Annotated in this window: 13 protein-coding genes; 1 reads left to right on the top strand and 12 read right to left on the bottom strand. The window is 65.7% G+C overall.

Annotated features, from left to right (window positions below; genetic code table 11):
* Nucleotides 1-302 precede the first annotated feature (302 nt).
* Nucleotides 303-1139, top strand: a complete 837-nt coding sequence (locus tag KDB67_RS00005; protein WP_291010801.1) for a DUF559 domain-containing protein — start codon at nucleotides 303-305, stop codon at nucleotides 1137-1139.
* A 72-nt stretch (nucleotides 1140-1211) separates the two neighbouring features.
* Here KDB67_RS00005 and KDB67_RS00010 read toward each other — a convergent pair whose 3' ends face one another.
* From KDB67_RS00010 to KDB67_RS00065, 12 genes are all read right to left on the bottom strand, one after another.
* Complete coding sequence (locus tag KDB67_RS00010) at nucleotides 1212-2069, bottom strand: LLM class F420-dependent oxidoreductase (RefSeq protein ID WP_291010804.1); 858 nt, start codon at nucleotides 2067-2069, stop codon at nucleotides 1212-1214.
* Between the two features lie 21 nt (nucleotides 2070-2090).
* Nucleotides 2091-3149 carry a prenyltransferase gene (locus KDB67_RS00015; protein ID WP_291010807.1) on the bottom strand — a complete coding sequence of 353 codons (1059 nt, stop codon included), beginning with the start codon at nucleotides 3147-3149 and terminating at the stop codon, nucleotides 2091-2093.
* On the bottom strand, nucleotides 3149-3877 hold the full coding sequence (locus KDB67_RS00020; RefSeq protein WP_291010809.1) for a class I SAM-dependent methyltransferase: 729 nt from the start codon (nucleotides 3875-3877) through the stop codon (nucleotides 3149-3151). Before KDB67_RS00020 ends, KDB67_RS00015 begins: the two co-directional genes overlap by 1 nt.
* A complete protein-coding gene (locus KDB67_RS00025; protein ID WP_291010812.1) occupies nucleotides 3871-5136 on the bottom strand; it encodes a glycosyltransferase family 4 protein in 1266 nt (421 codons plus the stop codon). Before KDB67_RS00025 ends, KDB67_RS00020 begins: the two co-directional genes overlap by 7 nt.
* Before the next feature lie 103 nt (nucleotides 5137-5239).
* On the bottom strand, nucleotides 5240-5779 hold the full coding sequence (locus tag KDB67_RS00030) for a DUF3558 domain-containing protein (RefSeq protein ID WP_291010814.1): 540 nt from the start codon (nucleotides 5777-5779) through the stop codon (nucleotides 5240-5242).
* A complete protein-coding gene (locus KDB67_RS00035; RefSeq protein WP_291010817.1) occupies nucleotides 5776-6672 on the bottom strand; it encodes a DUF3558 family protein in 897 nt (298 codons plus the stop codon). Before KDB67_RS00035 ends, KDB67_RS00030 begins: the two co-directional genes overlap by 4 nt.
* A 348-nt stretch (nucleotides 6673-7020) precedes the next feature.
* On the bottom strand, nucleotides 7021-7686 hold the full coding sequence (locus tag KDB67_RS00040) for a TetR/AcrR family transcriptional regulator (RefSeq protein WP_291010819.1): 666 nt from the start codon (nucleotides 7684-7686) through the stop codon (nucleotides 7021-7023).
* A 19-nt stretch (nucleotides 7687-7705) separates the two neighbouring features.
* Nucleotides 7706-8182, bottom strand: coding sequence for an RDD family protein (locus KDB67_RS00045; RefSeq protein ID WP_291010821.1), 477 nt, complete (start codon nucleotides 8180-8182; stop codon nucleotides 7706-7708).
* Nucleotides 8175-8948, bottom strand: a complete 774-nt coding sequence (locus KDB67_RS00050; RefSeq protein ID WP_291010823.1) for a hypothetical protein — start codon at nucleotides 8946-8948, stop codon at nucleotides 8175-8177. Before KDB67_RS00050 ends, KDB67_RS00045 begins: the two co-directional genes overlap by 8 nt.
* Nucleotides 8949-9020: 72 nt before the next feature.
* On the bottom strand, nucleotides 9021-9659 hold the full coding sequence (locus KDB67_RS00055) for a nitroreductase family protein (RefSeq protein WP_291010825.1): 639 nt from the start codon (nucleotides 9657-9659) through the stop codon (nucleotides 9021-9023).
* Nucleotides 9660-9730: 71 nt separating this feature from the next.
* Entirely contained in the window at nucleotides 9731-10078 is a 348-nt protein-coding gene (locus KDB67_RS00060) for a hypothetical protein (protein WP_291010827.1), read from the bottom strand.
* Nucleotides 10075-10452, bottom strand: coding sequence for a polymorphic toxin type 50 domain-containing protein (locus tag KDB67_RS00065; RefSeq protein ID WP_291010829.1), 378 nt, complete (start codon nucleotides 10450-10452; stop codon nucleotides 10075-10077). The genes KDB67_RS00060 and KDB67_RS00065 overlap by 4 nt, the downstream gene beginning before the upstream one ends.
* Nucleotides 10453-10540: the final 88 nt, after the last annotated feature.

Consider the following 10540-nt stretch of genomic DNA (forward strand, 5'->3'; position numbering starts at 1 on the left):
GGCGACATCGCACCCGGACACGACCCGGCGGAAACCGCGGAATGGGTTGCACGCCTGATGATCAGCATCGGCACCACCCCCAGCACCACCCTGAATCCGGACAACCCCGCAGACGTGTCCCGCCACATCCACCGCTACGTCATGCCGGCCCTCGCTTCGGACCCGGGATAAAAGCCACCCTCCACAGAGTGACCGATGCAGATATCCATCGATCGAGCTGTGGAGGGTGGTTCTTGTTCGTGTTCATCCACAGGCTGGAGATTTATCAGAGGTAGGTTTGATTTTGGACTGATACTGGTTCTGTGAACCTAGATTTGATCTACCGCAGGTTCGGTGGGGTGGCAACCAGCAGGCAACTCTATTCTCTGGGCTACACGCCGAAGCAGATCCGGCAGGCCTCGGCAGCCGGACAACTCACGCCTCTTCGCCACGGATTCCACGCCTTTCCGGACGCCGACCCGCGCGTCATCAGCGCCGTCGCCGACCATTCGGTGGTCACCTGCGTCACGGCGCTGACGTGGCACCAATTGTGGATTCCCGAGCACGACAAGCGGGTTCATGCGCGTGTCACCCGGCATGAGCGTCGGCAGTCTCATGACCGATGCCGACGACACGGTCGGCCGACGCCGGCGCGGGGTTCGATCGACGATGTCGCCACCGCACTTGCGTACTACGCGCGATGCTTCAGCGAGGAGGAGTTCATCATCGTGTGCGACTCCGCCCTGCACCACGGCAAACTGAGTCACGATGAGCTTCGCCGCGAGTTCCTCGGCGCTCCGGAGAAGCTGCGGGCAGCTATCGAACGATGCGATCGGCGCGCGGCGTCGGGAACAGAAACAGCTACGCGACTACGACTGCGCAGCATGGGGGTTCATGTCGAAGTCCAGCATCATGTGCCAGAAGTGGGCTGGGTGGACCTGCTGATCGGCGGCAGACTGGTTCTGGAGCTCGACAGCCGGGATCACCACACGGGCGAAAGCAACTACGAGTCCGATCGCACGCGCGACCGAAAGCTGGTGGCGCAAGGCTACCTACCGATGCGGGTAACCTACGGCCAGGTATTCCGAACCTGGGACTCCACCTACCGGGACATCCAGTCCGTGATCGCGCGCGGGCAGCACCGTCGCAAACCCGGATAAAAACCACCCTCCACAACCCCCGCGATGCAGATATCCATCACGCGCCCCATGGAGGGCAGTTTTTGACCAGGGTCAGACGACTGCCGGGGCAATACCGAGTTTGCCGGCCAGTTTTGCCAGGTAGGCACTTGCCTTCTCTACTGAATCGTCGGGGAGGCCGTAGAGGACTTCCGTTACTCCGATTTCTTGCCAGCGGGCCAGCTTTTCGGGGTCTGGACGGAAATCCAGGACCACGATCTGGGGGGTGCCTTCGCGGCCTGCGTCGCTCCAGATCTGCTTGAGCAGAGCCACCGAACCCTCGATGTCGGCCTCGCCGGGGGTGGTGATCCAGCCGTCGGCGCTGCGGGCGATCCACTTGAAGTTCTTCTCGTTGCCGGCGGCGCCGACGAGTGTGGGGATCAGGCCCTGCGGCGGCTTGGGCCAGGCCCAGCTGGTGCCGAAATCGACGAACTCGCCGTGGTATTCGGCCTCCTCGTCGGTCCACAGCGCGCGCATCGCCTCCAGGTACTCGCGCAGCATCGTGCGACGACGACCCGGAGGCACGTTGTGATCGCCCAGTTCATCGAGGTTCCAGCCGAATCCGACGCCCAGGGTGACCCGGCCGCCGGAGATATGGTCCAGCGTCGCAAGGGTCTTGGCGAGGGTGATGGGGTCGGACTGTACCGGCAGCGCCACCGCGGTGGCCAGCCGGATCCGTTCGGTCACCGCTGCCGCGGCGGACAGGGTCGTCCACGGATCCAGGGTGCGCATGTACCGGTCGTCGGGTAGTGACGAGTCGCCTGTCTGCGGGTGGGCGGCGTCGCGGCGCGTGGGGATGTGGCCGTGCTCGGGCACGTAGTAGGAGGCGAACCCCGCCTCCTCGATCAGTGGCGCCAGGATCTGCGGTTTGAGCCCGCGGTCACTGGTGAACTGTACGATGCCGAACTCCATCAAAGCCTCCTGGACAGGTGTCTAGTGGCTAGAACTGTAACACGTTCTACCCGCGTCGCCCAGGGGTGACCGCACATCCCGGAAAATGCCGTTGGCAGCGCTGGTGCGCGAGATCGCGTCAGCGGCCAGCACCACGGCCGCCGACGTCCAGCAGGACTTCTCCACCGGCCAGCGCTTGCCGTCGGAGAACACCAGACCGGTCCAGTACGATCCATCGGGATCGCGCAGATGCTGAATGGACTCGACGAGCGCGATCGCGTCGGCGGTGTCGCCGAGCGCGTCGAGAGCCAGTGCCAGCTCGCTGGTCTCGGCGCCCGTCACCCACGGCCGGTGATGCACGCAGCGTGCGCCCTTGCCCGGCACCACGAACTCGTCCCAGCGCTCGGCGATGTGCCGCTGCGCACGCTCCCCGCGCATCGCACCGCCGAGGATCGGGTAGTACCAATCCATCGAGTGTTCCGACGGGGGTTCGAAGGCGGTGTCCATCCGTTCGGTGAAGGCGGCTCCGAGCGCGGCGTGCGCAACGACGAAGTCCTCTTCGGGCTGGCGCATCTCGGCCGCGATACGAATGGCGCAATCCAGTGCGTGAAAGATGCTGGCATTGCCGGTGATCTGCGCCTCGGAGAATTTCGCACCGGACGGATCACCGCCCCAGCGAAATGCGCCGTCGGGCCGCTGGAACGTCAGTACCAGTTCCATCGCCCACCACACAACCGGCCACATACGGTTCAGAAACCTTGTGTCACCGGTGATCTGGTAGTGATGCCACACCCCGACGGCGATGTAGGCGCAGAAGTTGCTGTCGATGTTGGGGTCCTCGACCCGGCCCGCGACGGTGCGGATGGGCCAGGATCCGTCGGCCCGCTGATGCCTGCGCGACCAGTCGTAGGCCGCTTCGGCTTCGGCATGAAAACCCGTCACCGACAATGCCATCGCCGATTCGATGTGATCCCACGGATCGGTCTGACCGCCGGGGAACCACGGCAGCGCACCCGAATCCTCCTGCATGGCAACGATTGCCGCGCCCGTCGCCAGGACCTGTTGAGCGGTGAGGACTCCCGCGATCGCGGGGATCGCCATCAGGCCGCTTCGGCCGCGCCGGGTTTACGCAGGTACAGCGCCACCGACTTGCCGATCACCGGGTTGAGGAGCTGCTCGCCCACCCTGGTCAACTTCGGTGCGCTCATCATGTCCCACACCAGCAGTTTGTGATATGCCTTGACCAGCGGATTACCGTCATTATCAACGCCCACAGCACATTTGAGCCACCAGTACGGCGAATGGAGGGCATGGGCGTGATCGGTACCGGTGACCTCCAGGCCCGCCTTCTCCAGCTTGCCGGCGAGCTCGGAGGCCTTGTAGATGCGCACGTGGCCGCCCTCGACCTCGTGATACGGCGTCGACAGCGCCCAGCACACCTTCTCCGGCCAGTACCGCGGAACCGTCACCGCCGCAAGGCCACCGGGCTTGAGCACCCGCACCATCTCGGCGATCGCGGCGTCGTCGGACGGGATGTGCTCGAGGATCTCCGACATCAGCACAACGTCGAAGCTGTTGTCCGCGTACGGAAGATGCAGGGCATCACCGACTTCGGCACGTGCCTTGGCCGACGCGGGAACCTGCCCCTCGGCCATCATCGCGTCGAACATCGCGCCCACATCGGTCATGTCGGATTCGCTCATGTCGAAGGCGATGACATCGGCTCCGCGGCGGAACATCTCGTATGAATGCCGCCCCTGGCCTGCGCCGATATCGATGGCCTTGGTGCCCTCCCCGACGTTCAGCCGGTCGAAATCCACTGTCAGCACTGGTCTTTCCCCTTCACTCCGGCTCCTGTTCGAGCCAGCACCGTCTCGTAGTGTGCGGCGGTCTTGGCGGCCACGGCCGCCCAACTGTAGGACTCCTCGACGCGGGCCCGGCCGGCCGCGCCGACCCGCTCACGCAGGGCGGCGTCGTCGAGCAGCCGCCCGATCTCCTGCGCCAATCTCTCCGAATCACGCGGTGGCACAATCACACCCGCATCGCCGACCACCTCCGGGATCGCCCCGGCGCGGGTGGCCACCAGCGGCGTCGAGCAGCTCATCGCCTCCACCGCCGGCAGCGAGAAGCCCTCGTACAGCGACGGCACGCACGCCACCTGCGCCGAGGCGAGCAACCCGGCGAGTTCGGTGTCTTCCAGGCCGGAGACGACGTTCACCCGGTCCCCGATGGCCAGGTCGTCGATCAGCTTGGCCGACGGGCCGTCGGGGTCGAGTTTGGACACCAGCGTCAGCGAGACATCACGTTCGGCACCGAGTTTGGCGACGGCCTCCAGCAGATACGACACCCCTTTGAGCGGGGCGTCGGCGCTGGCCACGCACACGATCCGGCCGGACACTCGCTCGGGCGCGGCATCGGCGGTGAACACGTCGGTGTCGACGCCGAGCGGGATGGTGGTGATCGCACCCTTGTCGACGTCGAAGGCCTTGCGGATATCGACCTCACTGCTGCGCGAGACCGTCAGGAGTTCGGGTATGCGCCGGGCTACCCGGCCCTGCATCGCCAGGAACGAATGCCACCGCCACGCGGAGATCTTCTTGAGCCCCCTGGCTGCCTTGACGGCGAGCGCCCGGTCGCGGGTGATCGGGTGATGGATCGTGGCGATCAGCGGGAATCCGGTGCGCTGGATGTCGAGCAGGCCGTAGCCCAGGCACTGGTTATCGTGCACGACATCGAAGTCGGCGCGGCGGGACTTGAGCAGCCGGGCCACGCGCAGGCTGAACGTGAGCGGTTCGGCGAAGCTCGCCGTCCACATCGACAGCACCTCGATGACGTCGATCCAGTCGCGGTACTCCCGCGGGCGGGGTGTGCGAAAGAGGTTCGGTTCGTCGTACAGGCCGAGGCTGGGCACCTTGGTGACGGTGACACCGGCATCGACGGCCACCTGGTCGAGTTCGGGGTACGGGGCGCCGGAGAATATCTCCACCTGATGGCCGAGCAGGGCCAGTTCGCGGCTCAGATGCCGGACGTAGACACCCTGTCCGCCGCAATGCGGCTTGCTCCGGTAGGACAGCAGGGCCACGCGCATCAGTGAACCACCTTTCGCCATTCGTCCTGGACACCTGTCTGGAACGTGTTCTAGTTAGCCGAGACTGTACCAGTCGCCAGACGAACCATCCGCCGGCAAAATGTTACTGCCCGCCGCTCAGGACCAGTTCCATGAGTTTGGTGGGCGCCGCACACGGGTCGGCGGGGGTCGCGCCACGTGGCTCGGTCCACCACGTGAACACTCCGCGGCTCGGGGCCCGGGCGGTGACACCGCATTTGGCGGGGTCCTTGGGATCGCGCTGCGTGAAGCCCGTCTGACTGGCGATCTTGATGTTCTCGGTGGTGTAGCCGAATTTCTTGGCGATCTGCTTCTCTGAGTTGAGGCTGCCCGATTCGTACCAGGTGAATGTCACCGATGTGGTGGTCGCGCCGGTGACGATCCACCGGCAGATCGCTCCGACGAAGGTACCCTGCGCGACGGCGCCGCCAACCACCTTCGCGATCGTCGAGTCGGACAGGATGTTGCATTCGAGCAGCAGGTTGTCGTAGCGGTCCGTGTCGACCTTGCTGTCGCCGCCGGTGTCGCCCTGGCCGGTGGCGACGGGCGTGCCGTCGATCGTGCACCCGGTGAGCAGCAGCAGGGTGGCGGCGAGCGCCGCGAGGGCGTAGCGGGCGCGTTTCATGATGCTCGCTCGATGACCAGCCGGGACAGTTGCCGGGCGGACTCACAGACGGTGTCGATCGGCGGCAGGGTCGTGGCCGTCGACCCGCGTTCGGCGGCGCTGACCGACCATTCGAAGAAGTCCGAACCGAATCCGATTCCGATCTCACAGATGCCCTGGGTCTGGTCGTAGCCGATGAAACCCTTGTGGCCGTTGATCTCGATGTTCTTGGCGGTGGCCCGGGAGAGTTTGACGTTGGCCTCCTCGCGTCCGATGGGCGAGCCGCGGTACCAGTTGAACGACGCGACCTTTCCGGTGCGGTCGGCGCTGGCATCCCATTCGCAGGCCGACGTGTTGTTCACGGTCTGGGTCAGGCCGGCGAATCCGGTGATCCGGATGACGTCCTCTGTGGTGACGCCCCCGCAGGGACCGAAGAACGGACCCGCGGCCGCGGTCGGGGTGTTGTCGGGGTCATCGCCGGTGCCGCCGCCGTCGTCACCGGAGCAGCCGGCCAGCAGCGCCGCCGACAATGCCACGACGGCCACCAGGAAACTTGATCGCATCCGGAGTTTGTCGAGGTCACGACGCTCACGTTTGGTGGGTCTGCCGGCTCCGCGATCACGCAGCGGGACACTGGCGACGATTTCTCGCGGCGGTGGGGGCGGACTGTTGTCGATATAGCATTCGGCGGCCATCGGCGCCGACACGCGCTTGCTGATCAGTTTGGTGACCTCGACGATCCGTTCGCGGCCACCGAGACGGACCCGGACCTCGTCGCCGATCGCGACGGTGGTGGCCGGTTTGGCGGTGGCCGAGTTGACCCGAACATGTCCGGCCCGGCAAGCGGCGCCCGCAGCCGAACGGGTCTTGGTGAGGCGGATCGCCCAGATCCAACTGTCGACGCGTGTCGCCATCCGACTCCTCTGTCCCACACACGGTTAACGGCATCCACTCTAGCCACAAGCCGGGCTGTGGCGGGGACGGGACGATGTCGTCTCGAACGCGGCCCCGGACATGACGGTGCAGCCGCGACCAACCACCGGAGTACGCCTCGAACGCGGCCCCGGACATGACGGTGCCCTCGCGCCACGGGGGATTCGCGCGAGGGCACCGAGTATGTGACGGCAGCACGTCCGGGGAGACTGCGGGAACGGGGGATTTCCCGCGCTGCCGTCGTCAGGTGTATCGATGGCCTCAGGATGGGCGTTACACACATCGCACAAGAATTTTTCTCACGGACCAGAAGACGCGTTTCGCGCAGGTCAGAGGTGTTCGTTCACGGGTCCGGCGGGGGCGAGCAACGCGGCGGTGGCCATCGATGCCAGCAGTCTGCGCAGCGCGGGCCGCGGGTAGTCGGGTAGCCGGGGTGAGGAGTTGAGCAGCCCGAACACGGCGTGGACACGTACGCGGGCCTGCTCCGGACCGAGCGCGGGCCCGCCGGCCTCCCGACCCACCTCGACCAGCACGTCCACCCACCGTTCGACGTACCTGCGCTGCAGCGAACGCACCTCGTGGTTGGCCTCCTGGCTGAGCGAGGACAGGTCGCGGTCCTGCACCGAGATCAGATCCGGCTTGGTGACCAGCATGTCGATGTGGAACTCGATGAGCGCCCGCAGCGTCGCGGACGGCCCTGAGCCCGCTCCCCCGTGCCGGTCCACGACCTGCTCTCCGCCCTCGTACAGGCGTCGGCTGATATCGACCAGGAGCTCATCGAGCAACTCGGATTTGGAGGAGAAATGCCGGTACATGCCGGGGCCGCTGATCCCGGCCGCGGCCGCGATGTCTTCGAGCCGGACGGCCGCGAAACCCCTCACCGCGAACTGTCCGGCCGCCGCTTCCAGCAGCCCGGCCCGGCGGGCGGCCTTCGCCTGGCCACGCCGGGTCAGCGGGCGCTCGGCACCGGTCGGTGCCCCATCTTGGGTCGTCATGTGTCGGCCACAGTGCGTCTCAACGGGAGTAGACGACTCTGGTTCGCAGGACCACGTCGGCCGCCGACCGGCGTTGCGCGTCGATCGCCGACCAGAACAATCCCGCTGCGAAGAACGTACAGAACACCGCCCGCGCCAATGCGATCACCGGCGAGAGCTTCCTGCCGTTGCGGTCGACCACCCGCAAACCCATCAGCACGGATCCGGGTGTGCGACCGGACACCGCCCAGCATGCCGCCAGATACAGCACCGACACGACGATGAATCCCGCGACGGTGAATATGGTGTCCGGCTGGGGGAAGGCAAAACTCCGGACCGAGGTGAGCAGCCGCGCGGCCACCACCGAGAAATAGCAGATCACGAGGATCAGCAGCACGCCGGCGATGTCGACCATCGCCGCGACACCGCGGCTCACAACACCCGCGGGCTTGTCACTGTCGCGCACGCCGTGTTCGGCCTCGGCCGGTGGCCGATCGCGCGCAATACCCTCACCCATCCGTACCTGACCTGCGCCGGAGCAATCTGGAGACCGCCTGGGCCACCGCGTCGTCGGCACGCTCACCGGTGCTGCGCACGTCGGTCACCACGTCGCCGGTGACCGTGGTGCTCGCCGAGCGGATGATCTCGGGCAGGTCGACCCCGTCGATGACGCTGTTGGCGATGGTGATCAGGTCCACCCCCGCGAGCACGGCGTCGAGATCGACGCGCCCAATCAGTTCGTCCAGATCGAGCGCCGCCAGCAGTGCGTCGAGATCAACCTTGCGCAGGAGCGCGTCGAGGTCGAGTCCGGCGAGTACGACATCCAGGTCGACCCCGGCGAGCACGGCATTGAGGTCGAGACGGCCGAGCAGGGTGTTCAGGTCGACGCCGGCGAGCAGGGTGTTGAGGTCCAGCCGGGCCAGCAATGCGTTGAGGTCGAGCCGCGAGAGCACCCGGTCGAGGTCGATCGACTCCAGCAGCCGGCCCAGGTCTACCTCGGCGAGCACCGCATTCAGGTCGATACGACCGACGACATTGTCGATGGCGATCCCGCCGACCACAGCGTCGACGTCGATGGTCTTGACCGCTCGGTCGATGTCGACGGTCCGCACGATCCGGTCGACATCGATCGCTCCGAGGAGCAGACCGGTGAGGTCGACCTCGCCGATCAACGCACCGGTGGTCCGCTTGACCCGACCGACACCACCTGCGGCGACACCGAGCGTGGTGGACACGATACGACCGGGCACGCCCAGCACCCACCCCACCGCACCATCGGTCACTTCGCCATCATGTCACGGTGTCCGGCGTTTTCGGCTCGATGCGCCACATGTACGTCGGCGCGTGCGCACAGGTCACCAACGGTCGATGTGCAGGATGTCGTCGAGCGGTTTGCGTGGAGCCGGTTTGAAGCCGTCACCGGTGTAGTAGGCCACCGGCAGCAGCACACCCTGGGCGATGGTGTCGGGGATGCCGAGGATCTCGGCGACCTCCCGCTCGTACGCCAAATGCAGTGTCGTCCATGCCGATCCCACCCCGCGCGCCCGCAACGCCAGTTGCAGGCTCCACGCACCCGGAAGCAGCGATCCCCAGAGCCCTGCCTGGTTGCCTTCGGGCAGTCCGCCCTTGCCGACGAAGATCGCACCGATGACCAGTGCCGGCACCTCGTGCAGGACCTCGGCGAGGTAGCTAGCACTTGACGCGACGCGCTTTCCGGTCTCGTCGCCCCGGCGTTCGGCGGCAGCATTCTGCGCGGCGATGTACGGCTCGAAGGACTTGCGGTACAGGTCGGCGATCTTGCGCTTGGTCTCCGGATCGGTGACGACGATCCAGTGCCACGTCTGGCTGTTGCTGCCGGTGGGTGCCTGCAACGCGACCTCGAGTGCCTCGCGGATGATCTCCATCGGGACCGGCCGGGTCAGGTCGAGACGTTTGCGCACCGACCGGGTGGTGGTCAGCAGTTCGTCCGGGTTCAGCGGCAAGAGTTCGGACATCCCAGTCCCTTTCGGTCGTATACCCCCCGGGCGATTCCGGCCCGACTGTAGCAGTCGGGCCGTCCTCTCGATCAGCGCGTGGTCGCTGACTCCGGGTAGATTGTCGCGCCAGTATCAACGTCTGTGATCTTCACCGGGAAGTCGCGATAGTCGACGGATAGAGTGTCGTTGTACCGCCAGTTGCCATTGGCAATGACCCCAACGATGTCGAACGAGACAACATAGAACTCGTCATACTCAGGGTCGTACATCTCCACACCGACTTCGCCACCATTTTCGCTCTCGTACGACGTGAAGTACACGCAGACATAACTCTCACCGTCCGCGAACGCAATCAGGTAGCGGGTACCAGGATACTCGTCCTGGTACCCGAGAATCGCACCGACCTGATGCTCCTCGACAGGATGAAACCAACTCATGGATGGACTCCCTTCCTCGGGTTCGGAGCAGCGGGCACGACATGCGCTCCTGTCTTGGAATAGTGAACCGTGCCTCGATCGGTGTCAGCCGACCTTCCGGTCTTGGGGTCGCGATGCTTTCCGATCACCTCGCCGAAATCGATGACCGCCTTGTTCCCTGCTCTGCCTTCCCAGCGTCCCGTCCCAGCCTTCAGCTCAACGAGGGTCTGGAGTCTCGTGATACCGATCGTGATCGTCGACTTGGTCGCGTCGTAGTTGAGCTGGCCAGGGAGATGCTTGGCCTGCTTGCCGAAGTGGATCGCCGTCGTGAAACCTTTGACAGTCGCGAACTCGTGATCGGGCTTCGAAATGAGGCGGCTCCGCGGCTTGCTCATGCTGCGTCCCTCGACTTCGACCGCCGACGGCTGTCTGGCTTGAACACGTGAACGGCGACGCCGACTGCCCTGGGATAATCGAGCACCC

It is taken from the genome of Gordonia sp. (in: high G+C Gram-positive bacteria), from assembly GCF_020438995.1.
Lineage (GTDB): Bacteria > Actinomycetota > Actinomycetes > Mycobacteriales > Mycobacteriaceae > Gordonia.